Consider the following 17,985-nt stretch of genomic DNA (forward strand, 5'->3'; position numbering starts at 1 on the left):
TTGGCATCGCCCACGCTGGCGCAGACTTGCTCTCGCCGGCGTTGATCCCAATGGCGATTGCAGTTGCAGTGCTTTCCTCCGCCCTCCCCTACAGCCTGGAAATGGTCGCGTTGACGCGCATGCCCGCACGGACGTTCGGAACACTGATGAGTATTGAGCCAGCCTTCGGGGCGTTATCAGGGCTGCTGTTTCTTGGCGAAGTGTTGTCGTTAGCGCAATGGATGGCGATAGTAGCCATTATTGTGGCATCTGTCGGTGCTACGCTCACCATGCGCAAGGAACCCGTAGCGATGGTTGCCACCGACTGATTGAGAATTAATTTCATTAACTGCGCATTTGCCAATTGCGTCACAGCCAAGCGATGTTTAGGCTGTGACTCCAACGGCACCCTTGCTTTTTTTGACCAAGACGCGCAAACCCAAAGCGACGGTGAGCACTAACAGAAACAGACGCGGACATCTCCGCGAGTGCAATAAGGACAGGAATGAAACGAATTTTGCTCATCCTAGCCATAATCGCTGTCGCAGGATGCGCCGCGACCGCAAGAACAGAGACCAAGCACGGCAGAAAAGGCATGCACATCAACTGCTCGGGCCTCTCCTCGTCCTGGAACAAGTGCTACTCGAAAGCCGCGTCAATATGCACTGAAAAAGGCTACAAGGTCATCGCCAAGTCCGGAGACAGTGTCGAGGACCCAGGCGACTACCCGTTCGGCCTCAATCCAGCCGGTTATACCAGCCGCAGCATGATCGTAATCTGCAAGTAATCAGCGCCGCTCATTTGAGCGGCGCCCGATCCTCTTACAGGGGCGCGGTGTGCACGGTCAGCCATTCAAGCGCAGCGCCCTCCAGCAAGGGTGCCAATCGCAGGCGCACTTGCTGGTGATAAGCGTTGAGCCAGTCCCGCTCCTGGACCGTTAATTCGTCCAGTTCCAGGCAGCGAGTATCGATCGGGCAAAGGGTCAGGGTTTCGAACTCCAGGAAGTCGCCGAACTCGCTTTTTCCGACCTCACGATTGAGCACCAGGTTTTCGATGCGAACTCCCCATTGCCCCGGACGATAAGTGCCTGGCTCTATGGAAGTGATCATTCCCGGTTTCATGGCGGTCTGGGGAGTGGCCGCGGCCTGGTAGGCGATGACCTGAGGCCCCTCATGAACGTTCATGAAATGGCCAACCCCATGACCCGTCCCATGCCCATAGTCGACGTTGTGCGCCCACAGCGGAGCGCGGGCGATGGCATCGAGCAGGGGCGAAAGGATCCCGCGGGGGTAGCGGGCGCGAGATAGGGCGATCATGCCTTGCAGCACCCGAGTGCAATCGAGCTTCTGCGCCGTGCTCGGAGTGCCGATGGGAACCATGCGGGTAATATCGGTGGTCCCCCCCAGGTATTGCCCACCTGAATCTATCAACAGCAGGCCATCACCTTCTATTTGTGCATGAGCCTGTTCGGTCGCGCGGTAATGTGGCATTGCACCGTTGGCATTGAAGGCTGCAATGGTGGCGAAGCTCAGCGACACAAATCCTGGCCGACGCGCACGCTCGGCACTCAAGCGCTCATCAACCGTCAACTCAGTCAGCGTTTCACACCCTTGGGCTGCTTCGAACCAAGCGAAGAACTCACACAGCGCCGCGCCATCCTGTTCCATTACCTGCCTGATATGGACTGCGTCGGCTTCAGTCTTCTGCGATTTGAACAAGGTGGTCGGATTCAAGCCTTCTACCAGGTTGACTCCCTCTGGCAAGCACTCAAGCAACGCGCAGGTGACCCGTGCCGGATCGACCAGCAGGGCACTGCCCTCAGGCAGCGCAGCCAGGGCTGTTCCGGCATCTTCATACTCGCGCAGAGTAATGCCGTCCTCCTCCAACGCCTGGCGCACCGAGGCGTCGACTTTAGCGCCCGCCACGAACAGCATTGCCTGCTCCAGGCCAATGAGCGCAAAGGACAAAAACACTGGGTTATAGGAAACGTCGCTGCCACGCAGGTTGAACAGCCAGGCAATGTCATCAAGGGTCGCGATGAAATGCCAACTTGCCCCACGCTCCTTGATGGCCTGGCGCAAACGCTCGAGCTTTTCCTTGCGGCTCACGGTCGCGTGGGGTGGCAGGTGCTGGTAGACAGAATTTTCCGGCAGCGACGGTCGGCCCTGCCAGACCTTAGACAAAAGATCACCCCGCGTGCGTAACGCGATATTGCGCAATTGCAGCTTGTGTTCCAATTGACGACTGGATGCCACCGCCATCACCGCACCATCGACTGCAACGCAGCCACCCTGGGGGGCTGATTCGGCCAACCATTCGAGCGGCCCCGGCTGGCCTGGCATCAGCTTCATCAATTCGATTGTGCTACCGGCCAGTTCACGTTCAGCCTGCTCCCAATAGCGGCTGTCCGCCCACAACCCGGCGAAATCAGGCGTGACGATCAACGTACCGACCGAGCCTTGGAAACCTGACAACCACTGCCTCGCTTGCCAATAACCCGGCAAGTATTCGGAAAGGTGTGGGTCGGCTGAAGGAACGAGCAACGCATCGATGCCTTCCCAGCTCATAACTTGACGGACCCGCGCAAGACGCGCTGTCACGGATTGCTCGGATGTCGCCTGGTTGCTCACGGGGTCACCACAATTGACTGTTCTCAGGCCCTTGATAATGGAGCAGCCCCAGGCCCTGAGCAACCACCGGCAAACACTGCTGTGTTACATCACCTTGCACCGAAGTGCCCACCACTCATCCCTTGCGGTGAACTTACTGGCCCGCTCGGGTTTCACAATCCTGAATGTCTTGCACAAGCATCCTTAGCATCACAAGGAACATGCCTATGTCTGCATCCACTCAAGCGAAGACCGGCGTCGTTCTGCTGACCGCTCAAGAAGAAAAGCCCGCCCACGAGCATCAAGTCCACATCAAGCTGGCCGAGCGTCTGGCGAAATTACTGGGCACGGCATTTTTCCCTGAAGCGATCAGCGCGGCCGCTGGAGAAAATCGCTATTACTTGCCCACCGATACGCTCATCGATCCTGAGCGCTACCGCCAACTGGGTATCGAGTCGGAGAATGATTTTTTTGGCGGTATGGTGAGCCAGCCGTTCATGGCCACCAAAGCCATTTCTCATCCACTGCCAGGGGAGGCTTTTTCGCCACTGGGATGGAGCGATGACTTTGCCTTGCGGGCCGCCGATTCGCTGCTGCGCGGGTATAGCGTGTTTACCCTTGCCGATGCGCAAATGGCCGCGGACCTATTGCTGACCGAAGGCCCGCTGCGCCTCAAGCCCGTGCGGGCAACCGCCGGGCGCGGCCAATGCGTCATTCATAATCGCAATGAACTCGACGCCATCCTCAGCCAGCTCGATGAAGAAGAAATCAGCATCTGGGGCCTGGTGCTGGAAGAAAACCTCACCGAGGTCGAAACCTTCAGCGTCGGGCAGGTCACGGTCGCCGGCATGCTTGCCAGTTATTACGGTAGCCAGAGCCTGACCCAGGACCATGCAGGGGAAACGGTCTATGGCGGCTCGGAGCTGGTGGTGGTGCGCGGCGATTATGACCAACTACTGCAACTGGATATGGAAGAACCCCTTCGTCTGGCCATCAATCAGGCGAGGATTTATGAACAAGCCGCTTTCACTTCCCTCCCAGGACTTGTCGCGTCCAGGCGCAACTACGACGTCGCCCGTGGGACCAATGCCCAAGGCAAGACTCGCAGCGGGGTGCTGGAGCAATCCTGGCGAATAGGTGGCGCCAGCAGCGCTGAAGTACTTGCGCTTGAAGCCTTCGCCCAGGATCTTTCGCTACAAAGACTGCGTGCATCGACTCACGAAGTATTTGGCTCAGTCCAATTGCCCGACGATGCCACGCTTTTCTACCAAGGGGGTGACAGTGAAGTCGGATTCATCACCAAATACGCCCGAGTCAGGCCCTATGACCATCCATAGCGAGCCGGTCGATATCAAGGTCGACGGCGAACTGATTGCCGGGACCATTCTAAGCCCGAGCCCGAAAGTGCCGGGCATTTTGTTTGTGCACGGCTGGGGTGGCAGTCAGCAACGCGACCTGGCTCGAGCCAAGAACATCACCGGGCTTGGATGCGTCTGCCTGACTTTCGACCTGCGTGGCCACGAGAAAACCGAAAGCCAACGCATGAGTGTCACGCGCGAGCAAAACCTCAATGACCTGATTGCCGCCTACGATAGGCTGGTCGGCCATCCGGCGGTGGATACCTCGGCCATTGCCATTATTGGCAGCAGTTATGGCGGGTACCTGGCAACCATTCTGACCCGCGCGCGGCCAGTGAAATGGTTGGCCTTGCGGGTGCCAGCGCTGTATTGGGATGATGAGTGGAGCCTGCCCAAGCAGGACCTGAATCGTCAGAAGCTGGTGACCTATCGCGCCAGTGCCTTGAGCCCGGCCGACAATCGCGCCCTGGCGGCCTGTGCAGAGTTTGCAGGCGACGTGTTGCTGGTGGAGTCCGAGCAGGACGACTATGTGCCCCACGCCACCTTGATGAGCTACCGCTCAGCGTTCGTCAGTGCCCACTCGCTGACTCACCGCATCGTCGATGGCGCCGACCACGGGCTATCGAGTGACAGCAGCCAAAAGGCGTACAGCTCGATCCTGACGGCCTGGATCAGCGAGATGGTGATCGGTGCACGACTGGACAAATATCCCCATCACTCGCCTTGGTATTCATAACCCGGATCAGCCCTCACGGTCCTTGCTGGCGGCGGTGCGAGCAGCGTTCACCGCCCCCATGCCCTCAAAACCGTATGAGGCTGGCTGTGAACGCAAGACTCGCGTCTTTTCTCGCTGATACTCATCGAATGACAAACCGCGACGATTCAACGACTCCAGCGACAATTCTAGTTGTTCTTCTACGCTGTAGGGTCGGTTCTCCGGTGCTGGATGGGTGCTGCAACCCGCCACTACGGCGAATGCAAATAACAGGGTCATGGCGGGCAGATGGATCATGGTAGCCTCCTGGTCGGGAGTGTCGTGGAGCAATGAGACAAGGCTACAGCGCCGCTCAGGTCGCCAGAAATCAACCGTTTCGATAGTGACTATTGCCAGTGTTGCAGGGCTGCGCTTCTGACGGAAAATGCCCTATGCAAAATTGCAGAGAGCACCTGCAGTTTTACGAATTGAAACGGGCAAATTTGCACTGTTACGATCGTACGGACATCCATGCCCCCAAATCCGCTCCAAATCATTTGGAAATCAATAACAAAGCAGGGAGATAGCGATGACTGCCCAGGCCCATCCCACCACTTCATCCACGAGCAGTTCCCTGGATGCTCATGTGCTGAGCGAGATTCGAAACCACGTTGGCCACCTGACCCTCAACCGTCCTGCAGGGCTCAACGCACTGACCCTGGACATGGTTCGCAGCCTGCAGCGTGCCCTTGATGAATGGGCCCAGGACGACCGGATACGCGCTGTTGTGTTGCGCGGCGCCGGCCCCAAGGGCTTCTGCGCCGGCGGCGACATTCGCTCGCTGTACGACAGCTACAAGAGCGGTGACAGTGTTCATGAAGCGTTTTTCGAGGAGGAATATGCCCTCGATCTGTGCATCCATCATTACCGCAAACCCGTGCTCGCACTGATGGATGGCTTCACCCTCGGCGGTGGCATGGGCCTGGCCCAGGGCGCCGACTTGCGCGTGGTGACAGAACGCAGCCGCCTGGCCATGCCAGAAACCGGCATTGGCTATTTCCCTGACGTAGGCGGCAGCTATTTCCTGCCGCGCATTCCGGGCGCAGTGGGTATTTACCTGGGCGTCAGTGGTGTACAGATTCAGGCTGCCGACGCCCTGTATTGCGGCTTGGCTGACTGGTTCCTGGAGAGCAGCAAAATACCCACCCTTGATGAGCGCCTGGATAATCTGAGCTGGACCGAGAGCCCGCTCAAGGACCTGCAGGGAGCGCTGGCCAAGGTCGGCGTTCAAACGCTTGAGGCCCCTCCTCTGGCCGCGCTTCGCCCCGCCATCGATCACTTCTTCGGGCTACCCGATATCGCGAGCATGCTCGAGCAACTGCGCCAGGTGAACGTCGCAGGCAGCCAGGAGTGGGCACACAAGACCGCCGATGTACTGCAAGGCCGTTCGCCACTGGCGATGGCAGTCACCCTGGAGATGTTGCGCCGCGGACGCCATTTGAGCCTGGAGCACTGTTTTGCGATGGAGTTGCATGTGGACCGCCAGTGGTTCGAGCATGGCGATTTGATCGAAGGTGTGCGCGCCCTGTTGATCGACAAGGACAAACAACCACGCTGGAATCCGCCCACCTTGCAAGCCTTGAAGCCTGAGCGAGTCGATCAATTTTTCGAAGGCCTCTGAGGGCCGGAGCACTGCCATGCAAGACCTTGAATTGAACGAAGAGCAGATCATGATCCGCGACATGGCGCGCGACTTCGCCCGTGGCGAGATCGCCCCCCATGCCCAGGCCTGGGAAAAAGCCGGCTGGATCGACGATAACGTCGTGGCCAAGATGGGTGAGCTGGGCCTTCTGGGCATGGTGGTGCCTGAACAGTTCGGCGGCAGCTACACCGACTACGTCGCCTACGCCCTGGCGGTGGAAGAAATTGCGGCGGGCGATGGCGCCACCGGCGCGCTGATGAGTATTCACAACTCGGTCGGCTGCGGCCCATTGCTGCAGTACGGCAGCCAGGAGCAAAAAGACACCTGGCTTGCTCGCCTTGCCAGCGGCGAGGTCATCGGTTGCTTCTGCCTGACCGAACCCCAGGCGGGGTCTGAGGCGCACAACCTGCGCACCCGTGCTGAACTGCAAGGCGATGAATGGGTGATCAATGGCACCAAGCAATTTGTCAGCAACGGCAAGCGCGCCAAGCTGGCGATTGTCTTTGCCGTGACCGACCCTGAGCTGGGCAAGAAGGGTCTGTCGGCATTTCTAGTACCCACCGACACACCCGGCTTCAATGTTGATCGCCGCGAACACAAGATGGGTATTCGCGCCTCCGACACCTGTGCCGTCAGCCTGACTAATTGCCGTGTACCCGCAGCAAACATGCTCGGTGCTCGCGGCAAGGGCCTGGCGATTGCCTTATCGAACCTGGAAGGCGGGCGCATTGGCATCGCGGCCCAAGCCCTGGGGATTGCCCGTGCGGCGTTTGAAGCGGCGTTGGTGTATTCACGTGATCGGGTGCAATTCGGTAAACCCATCAATGAACACCAGAGCATCGCCAACCTGCTCGCCGACATGCACCTGCAGATCAACGCCTCGCGCTTGCTGATTTTGCATGCGGCACGGTTGCGCAGCGCAGGCCTGCCCTGCCTAACCGAAGCCTCGCAAGCCAAGCTGTTTGCCTCGGAAATGGCCGAGTCGGTGTGCTCCAAGGCCATCCAGGTTCACGGCGGGTATGGGTATCTGGAAGATTATCCGGTGGAGCGTTACTACCGTGATGCGCGAATCACCCAGATCTACGAGGGGTCGAGCGAGATCCAGCGGATGCTGATTGCGCGCGAGCTCAAGCATTACGGGGTTTGAACAGGCCACTCTGTAGGAGCCAGCCTTGGCTGCGATGGCATCACCGCGGTATACGATGAATCGCGGTGATGCCATCGCGGTGGTCCGGCATTCCGGTAAACCTGGCTCCTACGGGCAGTTTTGGATCACCGACTTCAGGACGGTCTTGAAGGTCTCTATCTGCTCGTCGCTGAACTCGCCAAACACCTTGTCCTGCTGCTCCCGGGCAATGGTCCAGAGCGAATCGGTCTGGTCGATGCCAGCCACGGTCAAGCGCACCTTGTCCTCACAATCGGTCACCAGTCCCTTGCGCTTGAGGTTGGCCACTGCCTCGTCGATTTCACGCGCGGGCATCGCCACTTCACGCTGCAAGTCGACCAGGTTCAGGCCGGAATCGTTTTCCAACACCATCAACATCCGCGCCTCACTGGTGCGCAGGCCCGTGGACAGTTGCCGCGGTTGGTAGCTGGCCTGATAGGCGCGCAGAGCTTGGGTCATCAGGTAGTAGAGGTTATGACTCAAGCGGCCCTGGAAGTTGCTGCTGGGCGGCTGACCTTCCTCGCGCGGGGTCATGCGGGTATGGGGCAACACCATCGAGTAGGCACCTTGGTGGTACAGCAGCGGTGAACGGCCGAAATCGTCAAACGCCACGACTTTGCCGATCATGATCCAGTGGTCACCACCGTCCACCTGTTGGTACTTTTCACATTCAAAACGTGCCGCGCAGTCGGCGAATACTGGCGCGCCACCTGCGCCCGACTCGTACTCGATGCCTGCGAAACGGTCTTCCTTGGGGCGGGCAAAATTGTTCGACAGGTCGATCTGATCGGCGGCCAGCACGTTGACAGCGAAATGGCTGGCCTCTTCAAAGACGGGGTGGCTGTTGGAGCGTTTGTCGATGCTCCAGAGAATCAGCGGCGGGTCTAGCGAAACTGAATTGAAACTGTTGGCCGTCACGCCAACTTGGCTGCCCGATTCGGTCGCTGCAGTCACGACGGTAACGCCAGTGGCGAAGTTGCCCAAGGCACGACGAAAGGCACGGCTGTCGAACGCCGTTTCAGATTGAGTAGACATGCAAGACTCCCAGGCTGCCCATGACGACAGCCCTGATTGTTGTTATGGGCGACGAGGATGGGGCAGATCAGACCATGCTTGGATCGGGCTCAAGGCCCATCAACTCGCGACCCAAAATCTGTGCGCAAACGTCATAGTCAGTGTAGGCATGGGCTCCGGTCAGATGAGAATCGCGGAACAGGCGCTGCAGTTCATTGGTTTCAAACCAGGCACCACCACCGGCAGCTTCCATCAGGCGATCGACCGCCTGGATGCACATCTTGGTGGCATAACCCTGGTTGGTACGCCAGAACGCCAGGGTCTCACGATTCGGGTATTCATGACGCTCACCGTGCTCGGCGATGTCCTCCCAGCTTTTTTCCAGCAAGGCGCGAGCCGCGGCCACTTGATGGGTGGACTCAGCCAGACGCATCAGGGCAGGTGTAGCGGCACCGACGGCTGCCCCCGTGTAGGCACGAACGCGGTTGCGGGTTTTCTCGCGGAAGACCTCTAGCATACGCTCGGCGATGCCCAGGCTCACGGTTGAGAATCCACTGGCGAAGTAGGGACGGTACGGGGTGAAGAAGATCTTGCTGTCCGGGTACAAGCCAAAACCTGCGGACTTGCCTTCCATCATGTCCTTGGCTTTCTGGATACGGTGTTCAGGCACGAACACGTTGTCGATGATCAAGGTCTTGCTGCCGCTGCCACGCATGCCCACGGCGTACCAGTCGTCACGGATCTGGTAATCGCTGCGTGGCAACACGGCAAAGCAATAGTCCTGGATGCCGTCGGCGTTCTTGCGGCGAAAGCCCACGATGGCCCATTCGCCGTGATCGCAACCACTGCTCCAGCCCATCTCACCACTGAACATCACACCGCCGTCGGTCTCGCTGGTACGGCCGAACGGCGCGATGCTGCTGCTGGCGGTAGCGTGTGGGTTTTCATCCCACACCTCGTGCTGCAACTGGGCCGGGAACATGGCCAGCTGGTGACTGTGCGTGCACAGCAAGCTCATGGCCCAGGCAGTGCTGGCGCAAGAGCCGGCCAGCAAGGCGATGCAATCGGCGAATTGTGGCAGGGACAGTTCCATGCCGCCAAAAGCCTTGGGCTGGAAAGCCCGGTGCAGGCCGATGCTTTTGAGCAGCTCGATGTTCTCGGCAGGAACCTGACGATCTTGCTCGGCACGCAAGGCATTGGCAGCGATGGTGGGCAGAATCGACTTCAGGTCTTCGAGCAACGGGTTTGGCTTTTTCATGGGTGGCCCTGCTTATTATTAAATTTGCGCTCAGCCCGCTGGAGTAAAGGGCAGCGCTGGATACAGGGCCAGTATGGGGGGATACCTCGAAGTGGAGAATGCAACTTCCAGACGCAAGATTGTACTTTTCATGGCGGATACAGACTTGAAAATGCGGGGGGCTTCGAAGGACTTGGCACGCATAGACATCTAGGCGGCAGGCACAGTCAAGCAGCCCCGCGACCCAGTCGCTAAGGTAGGCCATTGCTGTTTTTCTTCCTGCCCACAGGTATGCCCCCATGAGCGCGATTCCTCTTCTGCCCCAGGTTGAAGCCTTCCTCAAGCGTAACCACCAGCTGTTTATCGACGGCGGCTATCTACCCAGCACCTCCTCCCAAACACTCGATGTAGTCGATCCCGCCAACGGTGAGGTGATCAGCCGGGTTGCCGATGCCAGCCAGGCCGACATCGATCAAGCGGTAGCTTCGGCCAACCGTGGCTTTAAAGTCTGGTCGCAGACTGCACCGGCTACACGCGCAGGCGTGCTGCTGAAACTGGCCGATCTGCTGGAGCGCAATCGCGAGGAGCTGGCCCAGATCGAAACCTGCCAATCGGGCAAGATCATCCACATCTCGCGAATCTTCGGACCCGGACAAAGCTGTCAACGGCATGATCGAAGCCGGTTTCCTGCACTCCGGCCAGATCTGCGCGGCCGCCGAGCGTTTCTTCGTTCACCGCTCGCAACTGGACGTCATGACTGAAAAGCTGGCCGAACGCCTGGCCGCCCTGAAAATTGGCTCGCCCCTGGACGAAGCCACCCAGTTCGGCCCGCTGACCAACAAGCAACACCAAGCCAAACTCGGGCAGTTTTTCGCCCAGGCGCGCGCCGAAAACAGCACCATCGTCTGCGGCGGCAACGTCATCGACGGCCCGGGCTGCTATGTAGAGCCGACGGTCATCATCGCCAATTCGATCAACGACACATTGCTCAACGAAGAAACCTTCGGCCCGGTGGCGACCTTCTTCCCCTACGACGATGAAGAGCAACTGCTGCAGCTGATGAACAATACCCCCTATGGCCTGAGCGCCAGCCTCTGGACCAACGACTTGAGCAAGGCACTGCGCATGGTGCCGCAGATCGAGGCGGGTACCGTGTGGGTGAACATGCACACCATGCTCGACCCAGCCGTGCCGTTTGGTGGCGTGAAAGCCTCGGGCGTCGGCCGGGAATTTGGCGATGCATTCATCGACGACTACACCGAGCTCAAGTCGGTGATGATCCGCTACTAAGTCAGCCCTACCCTGGGATTGTGTCGTTCGATGCATTAACCGTGCTTGGCTATACTTAAACCTCCCGACTCGCCACTGGTGGAGGTGCCCCATGACCAACAAACCCGCCCCCGAACCTTCCAAACAGCCCCCTCCCGATGAGCCGGACGACGACGAACAGCCGCCGCCACAAACCTGGAAGCACCCTGACGACGGTAAAGAGCTGTCCGAGCAGGATGAAGAGCGCCCACTGAAGCCGTAACGCCCCGTTCAGACTGTCCGACAATTTTGTAGTACCAGAAAAAATTCACTACAAAACCTATTGACGACGCTCTTTCGGCCTTGCATGATGCAGCCATCTCCCAGATCGGGAGTGCTGGCAAAAGGTAATCCAGGCAGGCTCGACAAGCCGTTGAACTGCTCAGTGATGTGTACTGCCCAAAAGGCAGTTTGATGAATGACTAGCATCATCGTACGGCATGGGAAAGCAGTTTTGGGAGCCGTTCTTGATGACGTTGTCACCGTCACCTGTAACCTGGGAATCATCCCCTCCCCCCATGACGCGACGCTGGTGTAGTAGCTTCTTATCGAGGCTACATACATCAAGCTAGGGCCAGATCTTCACTCGACGAACACACTGTGTCGTCCATTTGCTTCGCCACTCATCAATGGGCCTTTACGCCTGTTTGAGTTAACTCATAAGCAGATCAACGAATGATCTAAGGGGCTTACAAATGAATTTGAATGATCAACCTACTGTTGCTGAACTGGCTAAACTGTTCGCGGCACGCAAAGATACGCTCGACAACCATATACTTTGGGTCAGCGAGGCGGGCACTGTTCATATTGATGCCCTAGCGCCTTTCAGCGAAGAGCGCGAGTTTGAACAAAACACTCCAAACTTGCGGGCACGTTTGAAAATGTACCGCCGTGGCCAAGGCTATGTTGGCAAGAAAGCCGCAGCCGACAAGGACTTCATGAACCGCGTGCTGCATACGCTGAAGCAGGAATGGAACGGGATCACCGACGGCTCGGACGTTCGCCGACTGGACCGCTACTGCTGATAGCGACTGCTAAAAAGTAGGTTCAATACAATCCCCGCCTTGTGCAAGGCGGGGATTTTTTGTTCCCGTCCCACACTGTTTCTGCTACGCCTCACCCCTCTTCTTCGCAGCCCTGAACGCCCATGAACGCAACCCTACGTTAGAGCAAGGGTCATGGCGTTTGCTCCCCATCCGTCTATCGTAGGATTCAGACTACATAAACCAGAGAATCTACCTACAGTTGACAGTAATTCATCCGAGGTTTACGTTAACGTAAAGGTCATCACCCAGCCATCATAAAAACAATCCGCACAGGTGCCCGCATGAGCTATCCCTCCTTGAATTTCGCCTTGGGCGAAACCCTCGACATGCTGCGTGATCAGGTCAAGGCGCTGGTCGCCGCCGAAGTGGCTCCGCGCGCCGCCCAGATCGATCGCGACAATCTTTTCCCCGCCGACCTGTGGCGCAAATTCGGTGACATGGGCCTGCTGGGCATTACTGTCCCGGAAGAATACGGCGGCACGGGCTTGAGCTACCTCGCCCACGTCATTGCGATGGAAGAGATCAGCCGCGGCTCGGCTTCCGTCGCCCTCTCCTACGGCGCGCACTCGAACCTGTGCGTCAACCAGATCAACCGCAACGGCAACCATGAACAGAAAACCAAGTACCTGCCCAAGCTGATCAGCGGCGAGCACATCGGTGCCCTGGCCATGAGCGAGCCCAATGCCGGCTCCGACGTGGTGTCGATGAAACTGCGCGCCGACAAGCGCGGCGACCGTTTTGTGCTCAATGGCAGCAAGACCTGGATCACCAACGGCCCTGACGCCAACACCTACGTCATCTATGCCAAGACCGACTTTGAAAAAGGCCCCCATGGCATCACCGCCTTTATTGTCGAGCGCGACTGGAAAGGCTTCAGCCGCAGCAACAAGTTCGACAAACTGGGCATGCGCGGTTCCAACACCTGCGAGCTGTTCTTCGACGACGTCGAGGTACCGGAAGAAAACGTGCTGGGCGTGCTCAACGGTGGTGTCAAAGTGCTGATGAGTGGGCTGGACTACGAACGCGTCGTGCTCTCCGGCGGCCCTACCGGGATCATGCAAGCCTGCATGGACGTGGTCGTGCCTTATATCCACGACCGTAAACAGTTCGGCCAAAGCATCGGCGAGTTCCAGCTGATCCAGGGCAAGGTCGCGGACATGTACACCCACCTCAACGCCAGCCGTGCCTATCTCTATGCGGTAGCCCAGGCCTGCGAGCGCAACGAAACCATCCGCAAGGACGCCGCTGGCGTCATTCTCTATACCGCCGAGCGCGCCACGCAAATGGCCTTGGATGCCATCCAGATCCTGGGGGGCAATGGCTACATCAACGAGTTTCCCACCGGGCGCCTGCTGCGCGATGCCAAGCTGTATGAGATCGGTGCTGGCACCAGCGAAATTCGCCGCATGCTGATTGGCCGCGAATTGTTCAACGAAACTCGCTGAGCTCTCGAATAAAAGGAATCGCGCCAATGGCAGTCCTGCACACCCAGATCAACCCCCGCTCGCCTGAGTACGCCAGCAACAGTGCGGCCATGCTCGAACAGGTCCAGGCCTTGCGCGGCCTATTGGCCAAGGTTCAGCAGGGCGGCGGTGAGAAAGCCCAGCAACGTCATACGTCACGCGGCAAATTGTTACCACGTGAGCGCATTGATCGCCTGCTGGACCCAGGCTCACCCTTTTTGGAAATCGGTCAGTTGGCCGCCTACGAGGTCTACGGCGAAGAGGTACCGGCTGCCGGTGTTATAGCCGGTATCGGCCGAGTTGAAGGGGTCGAGTGCATGATCGTGGCGAACGACGCTACGGTCAAAGGCGGCAGTTACTACCCGCTGACGGTGAAAAAGCACCTGCGCGCCCAGGCCATCGCGCTGCAAAATCGCTTGCCGTGCATTTATCTGGTGGATTCGGGCGGCGCCAACCTGCCGCGCCAGGATGAAGTGTTTCCTGATCGCGAGCACTTCGGCAGGATTTTCTTCAACCAGGCCAACATGAGCGCCTTGGGCATCGCCCAGATTGCGGTGGTCATGGGCTCATGCACCGCCGGTGGCGCCTATGTGCCGGCCATGGCCGATGAAGCGATCATGGTCCGTGAGCAAGCGACGATTTTTCTGGCGGGACCGCCGCTGGTCAAAGCCGCGACCGGCGAGGTGGTGAGCGCCGAGGACCTCGGCGGGGCCGATGTGCATTGCAAGGTCTCAGGCGTTGCCGACCACTATGCCGACAATGACGAGCACGCGTTGGCCATCGCCCGCCGCTGTGTCGCCAACCTCAATTGGCAGAAGCTGGGTGAAGTGCAGCAGCGCGCGCCCATCGTCCCACGGTATGCCAGCGAGGAGCTGTACGGTGTGGTGCCTGCGGACGCCAAGCAACCGTTCGATGTGCGGGAAGTGATTGCCCGGCTGGTCGATGGTTCGGTCTTCGATGAATTCAAGGCCTTGTTTGGCGCCACCCTGGTGTGTGGCTTCGCTCACCTGCATGGCTACCCCATCGCGATCCTGGCCAACAATGGCATTCTGTTTTCTGAAGCTGCGCAAAAAGGCGCGCACTTTATTGAGCTGGCCTGCCAGCGCGGCATCCCGCTGCTGTTCTTGCAGAACATCACAGGCTTCATGGTCGGGCAAAAATATGAAGCGGGGGGTATCGCCAAGCATGGCGCCAAGCTGGTGACCGCCGTGGCATGCGCCAAGGTACCGAAGTTTACCGTCATCATCGGCGGCAGTTTTGGGGCCGGTAACTATGGCATGTGCGGTCGCGCCTACGACCCGCGCTTCTTGTGGATGTGGCCCAATGCCCGGATCGGCGTGATGGGCGCCGAACAGGCCGCCGGTGTTCTGGCACAGGTCAAGCGCGAACAGATCGAACGCAGCGGGCAAAGTTTCAGCGCCGAGCAGGAAGCGCAGCTCAAGCAGCCGATCCTCGACCAGTACGAACACCAGGGCCACCCCTACTACTCCAGTGCCCGCCTTTGGGACGATGGCGTCATCGACCCGGCACAGACCCGTGACATCCTGGGCCTGGCCTTGTCCGCGTCACTCAACGCACCGATTGAACAGAGCCGTTTCGGCATTTTTCGGATGTGACTGATGAATAACTTCGCAACCCTGCAATTGCATAAGGACGCTCGCGGCTTTGCCACGTTATGGCTGAGCCGCGAAGAGAAAAATAACGCGTTCAACGCCCAGATGATTCGCGAACTGATTGTGGCGCTGGAGCAGGTGCAGGCCGACTCGGACCTGCGCTTTCTATTGCTGCGTGGACGCGGCCGGCATTTCAGTGCTGGCGCAGACCTGGCCTGGATGCAGCAGTCGGCGGGCCTGGACTATGCCAGCAACCTGGCAGACGCCCATGAGTTGGGCGACCTGATGTACAACCTGGCGGCGCTGAGCATTCCGACCCTTGCCGTGGTTCAGGGCGCAGCCTTCGGCGGTGCATTGGGGCTGATCAGTTGCTGCGACATGGCCATCGGCGCCAGTGATGCTCAACTGAGTCTCTCGGAAGTGCGCATCGGCCTGGCACCGGCGGTTATCAGCCCCTTTGTGGTCCAGGCTATTGGCGAACGCGCGGCCCGTCGCTATGCGTTGACGGCCGAGCGTTTCAGCGGGGAGCGAGCGCGGGAGTTGGGGCTTTTCGCCGAGGCTTATCCAGCCTGCGAGCTGGATGCGCAGGTTGAGGCCTGGGTCAGCAATTTACTGCAGAACAGCCCTCAAGGCCTGCGTGCAACCAAGGCTCTACTGCGCGAAGTGGCCGCCGGTGAATTGACCGATGAACTGCGTCACAGCTGCGAAGGCACTATCGCCCGCGTTCGCGTGAGCCCTGAAGGCCAGGAAGGTTTGCGTGCCTTCCTGGAAAAACGCCAACCCGCTTGGCAATCCGCCCCCCATGCGAAGGAGCCGCGCCCATGAGCCGCCCCCCACTGACCACCCTGCTGGTCGCCAACCGTGGCGAAATCGCCTGCCGTATCATGCGTACTGCCAAGGCACTGGGCTTGACCACAGTGGCCGTGCACAGCGCGGTCGACCGTGATGCCCGGCACAGTCGCGAAGCGGATATTCGTGTCGACCTGGGCGGCAGCAAAGCGGCCGAAAGCTATCTGGACATCAACAAATTGTTGGCTGCCGCCAAGGCCGCTGGCGCCCAGGCGATTCACCCAGGCTACGGTTTTCTTTCCGAGAACGCAGGTTTTGCTCGTGCCATTGAAGAGGCCGGACTGATTTTCCTTGGCCCACCGGCCAGCGCCATTGATGCGATGGGTAGCAAGTCGGCAGCCAAGGCCCTGATGGAGACAGCAGGCGTCCCGTTGGTGCCGGGTTATCACGGCCAGGCCCAAGATTTGGAAACCTTTCGCGAGGCCTCGGCGCGCATCGGCTACCCGGTGCTGCTCAAGGCCACTGCCGGTGGCGGCGGCAAGGGTATGAAAGTGGTCGAGCACGAAAGCGAGCTGGCCGAGGCGCTGGCGTCTGCCCAGCGCGAAGCGCAATCGTCATTTGGCGATTCACGCATGCTGGTCGAAAAGTACGTACTCAAGCCCCGCCATGTGGAAATCCAGGTCTTCGCTGACCAGCACGGCAACTGCCTGTACCTCAACGAGCGCGATTGCTCAATTCAGCGTCGTCACCAGAAAGTCGTCGAAGAGGCTCCGGCTCCCGGCCTGAGCCCGGCGCAGCGCCAGGCCATGGGTGAAAGCGCTGTACGGGCTGCCCAGGCCATCGGTTACGTGGGCGCCGGTACTGTTGAGTTTTTGCTCGACTCACGCGGCGAATTCTTCTTTATGGAGATGAACACTCGCCTGCAGGTCGAACACCCGGTCACCGAAGCGATCACAGGCCTGGACCTGGTGGCCTGGCAGATTCGCGTTGCGTGTGGCGAGCCGCTGCCGATCACCCAGGCGCAAGTGCCGCTCAATGGGCATGCGATCGAGGTACGGCTGTATGCCGAGGACCCCAGCAATGACTTTCTGCCCGCCACCGGTACTTTGCAGCTCTATCGCGAGTCGGCACCTGGCCCTGGCCGGCGGGTCGACAGCGGCATCGAAGAAGGCGACAGCGTATCGCCCTTCTATGACCCCATGCTGGGCAAGTTGATTGCTTGGGGTGAAAACCGTGAACAGGCCCGGCTGCGCCTGTTGAGCATGCTCGACGAGTTTGCCGTTGGCGGCGTTAAAACCAACATTGCTTTTTTGCGCAGAATCCTTGCTCACCCAGCCTTTGCCGCAGCAGAGCTGGACACCGGTTTTATCCCTCGCTATCAGGAGCAACTGCTGCCCTCGCCACAACCTTTGCCTGCCAGCTTCTGGCAAGCGGCCGGGGAGGCTTACATCCAGAGCGAACCTGCGCGGATACGCAGCGACGACCCCCATTCACCCTGGAGCTCGACTCAAGGCCTGCGTGCCGGGCTTCCCGCCCAGATCAGCCTGCACCTGAGCTGCAATGGCGAGCGGCAGATGATCTCGCTGAGTGCCTTGAGCCCCAGCACCGGCATGTGCCACAACCCCCTGGCCCTTCGACGCGGCGGCGACCTCTACCTGAAATGGCAAGGAGACCTGCAGTGCATCTCCCGCGTCGACCCGATTGCCGAGGCCGAGGCCAGCCATAGCCATCAGGGCGGGCTGACCGCCCCCATGAACGGCAGCATTGTGCGAGTACTGGTTGAGGTCGGCCAGGTGGTAGAGGCCGGCGCGCAACTGGTGGTACTCGAAGCGATGAAGATGGAGCACAGCATCCGTGCGCCGCAGGCGGGCGTGGTCAAGTCGCTGTATTGCCAGGAAGGCGAGATGGTCAGTGAAGGGACTGCGCTGGTGGAGCTCCTGTAGGAGCCGGGTTTACCCGCGATGAACGCACCGCGGTTTGTCTGATGCACAGCAGCGTGCCCATCGAC

At 59.4% G+C, this 17,985-nt stretch carries 16 protein-coding genes and 1 pseudogene (1 of these 17 running past the window's edge); 13 read left to right on the forward strand and 4 right to left on the reverse strand.

What is annotated here, in order from left to right; translation table 11 throughout:
* Both rhtA and AC3IX4_RS20505 read left to right on the forward strand, forming a co-directional pair.
* On the forward strand, nt 1-308 hold the final stretch of the coding sequence (gene rhtA, locus AC3IX4_RS20500) for a threonine/homoserine exporter RhtA (RefSeq protein ID WP_489257213.1). The gene continues 580 nt to the left of window position 1, outside the view; only the last 308 of its 888 coding nucleotides appear in the window; the start codon falls outside the window, past its left edge; it ends in the stop codon at nt 306-308.
* 176 nt (nt 309-484) lie between these two features.
* Nucleotides 485-766, forward strand: a complete 282-nt coding sequence (locus AC3IX4_RS20505) for a hypothetical protein (RefSeq protein WP_489257214.1) — start codon at nt 485-487, stop codon at nt 764-766.
* Nucleotides 767-800: 34 nt separating this feature from the next.
* Here the strand turns inward: AC3IX4_RS20505 and AC3IX4_RS20510 are convergent, their stop codons facing one another.
* On the reverse strand, nt 801-2,609 hold the full coding sequence (locus AC3IX4_RS20510; protein WP_489257215.1) for an aminopeptidase P family protein: 1,809 nt from the start codon (nt 2,607-2,609) through the stop codon (nt 801-803).
* 200 nt (nt 2,610-2,809) lie between these two features.
* Between AC3IX4_RS20510 and AC3IX4_RS20515 the strand changes: the two genes are divergently transcribed.
* Together AC3IX4_RS20515 and AC3IX4_RS20520 are read left to right on the forward strand one after the other, a co-directional pair.
* On the forward strand, nt 2,810-3,925 hold the full coding sequence (locus AC3IX4_RS20515; RefSeq protein ID WP_489257216.1) for a DUF3182 family protein: 1,116 nt from the start codon (nt 2,810-2,812) through the stop codon (nt 3,923-3,925).
* Nucleotides 3,912-4,682, forward strand: coding sequence for an alpha/beta hydrolase family protein (locus tag AC3IX4_RS20520; protein ID WP_489257217.1), 771 nt, complete (start codon nt 3,912-3,914; stop codon nt 4,680-4,682). The genes AC3IX4_RS20515 and AC3IX4_RS20520 overlap by 14 nt, the downstream gene beginning before the upstream one ends.
* 6 nt (nt 4,683-4,688) lie before the next feature.
* On the opposite strand, the gene AC3IX4_RS20525 is transcribed toward AC3IX4_RS20520, so the two are convergent.
* A complete protein-coding gene (locus AC3IX4_RS20525; RefSeq protein WP_489257218.1) occupies nt 4,689-4,958 on the reverse strand; it encodes a hypothetical protein in 270 nt (89 codons plus the stop codon).
* Nucleotides 4,959-5,229: 271 nt separating this feature from the next.
* Between AC3IX4_RS20525 and AC3IX4_RS20530 the strand changes: the two genes are divergently transcribed.
* Together AC3IX4_RS20530 and AC3IX4_RS20535 are read left to right on the forward strand one after the other, a co-directional pair.
* A complete protein-coding gene (locus AC3IX4_RS20530; RefSeq protein WP_489257219.1) occupies nt 5,230-6,321 on the forward strand; it encodes an enoyl-CoA hydratase/isomerase family protein in 1,092 nt (363 codons plus the stop codon).
* 16 nt (nt 6,322-6,337) lie between these two features.
* Nucleotides 6,338-7,489: an acyl-CoA dehydrogenase family protein gene (locus tag AC3IX4_RS20535; RefSeq protein ID WP_489257220.1), complete on the forward strand. Its 1,152-nt coding sequence runs from the start codon at nt 6,338-6,340 to the stop codon at nt 7,487-7,489.
* 108 nt (nt 7,490-7,597) lie between these two features.
* Here AC3IX4_RS20535 and AC3IX4_RS20540 read toward each other — a convergent pair whose 3' ends face one another.
* Entirely contained in the window at nt 7,598-8,542 is a 945-nt protein-coding gene (locus AC3IX4_RS20540; protein ID WP_489257221.1) for a p-hydroxyphenylacetate 3-hydroxylase reductase component, read from the reverse strand.
* Nucleotides 8,543-8,609: 67 nt separating this feature from the next.
* Nucleotides 8,610-9,779, reverse strand: coding sequence for a p-hydroxyphenylacetate 3-hydroxylase oxygenase component (locus AC3IX4_RS20545; RefSeq protein WP_489257222.1), 1,170 nt, complete (start codon nt 9,777-9,779; stop codon nt 8,610-8,612).
* A 278-nt stretch (nt 9,780-10,057) separates the two neighbouring features.
* Here AC3IX4_RS20545 and AC3IX4_RS20550 point away from each other — a divergent pair.
* The 7 genes and pseudogenes from AC3IX4_RS20550 to AC3IX4_RS20580 all read left to right on the forward strand — a co-directional run bounded on the left by AC3IX4_RS20550 (nt 10,058) and on the right by AC3IX4_RS20580 (nt 17,920).
* A pseudogene (locus tag AC3IX4_RS20550) lies at nt 10,058-11,048 on the forward strand (aldehyde dehydrogenase family protein).
* A gap of 91 nt (nt 11,049-11,139) precedes the next feature.
* A complete protein-coding gene (locus tag AC3IX4_RS20555) occupies nt 11,140-11,289 on the forward strand; it encodes a hypothetical protein (RefSeq protein ID WP_489257223.1) in 150 nt (49 codons plus the stop codon).
* A 472-nt stretch (nt 11,290-11,761) separates the two neighbouring features.
* On the forward strand, nt 11,762-12,091 hold the full coding sequence (locus tag AC3IX4_RS20560) for a hypothetical protein (RefSeq protein WP_489257224.1): 330 nt from the start codon (nt 11,762-11,764) through the stop codon (nt 12,089-12,091).
* Between the two features lie 302 nt (nt 12,092-12,393).
* Nucleotides 12,394-13,557 carry an isovaleryl-CoA dehydrogenase gene (locus AC3IX4_RS20565; RefSeq protein ID WP_489257225.1) on the forward strand — a complete coding sequence of 388 codons (1,164 nt, stop codon included), beginning with the start codon at nt 12,394-12,396 and terminating at the stop codon, nt 13,555-13,557.
* Nucleotides 13,558-13,583: 26 nt separating this feature from the next.
* Nucleotides 13,584-15,191, forward strand: coding sequence for a carboxyl transferase domain-containing protein (locus AC3IX4_RS20570; RefSeq protein ID WP_489257226.1), 1,608 nt, complete (start codon nt 13,584-13,586; stop codon nt 15,189-15,191).
* A 3-nt stretch (nt 15,192-15,194) separates the two neighbouring features.
* Nucleotides 15,195-16,013 (forward strand): gamma-carboxygeranoyl-CoA hydratase, encoded by an 819-nt coding sequence (locus AC3IX4_RS20575; protein ID WP_489257227.1) that lies wholly within the window; start codon nt 15,195-15,197, stop codon nt 16,011-16,013.
* Nucleotides 16,010-17,920 carry an acetyl/propionyl/methylcrotonyl-CoA carboxylase subunit alpha gene (locus tag AC3IX4_RS20580; protein ID WP_489257228.1) on the forward strand — a complete coding sequence of 637 codons (1,911 nt, stop codon included), beginning with the start codon at nt 16,010-16,012 and terminating at the stop codon, nt 17,918-17,920. The genes AC3IX4_RS20575 and AC3IX4_RS20580 overlap by 4 nt, the downstream gene beginning before the upstream one ends.
* The last annotated feature ends 65 nt before the right edge of the window (nt 17,921-17,985 follow it).

It is taken from the genome of Pseudomonas sp. KH_021, assembly GCF_057838865.1.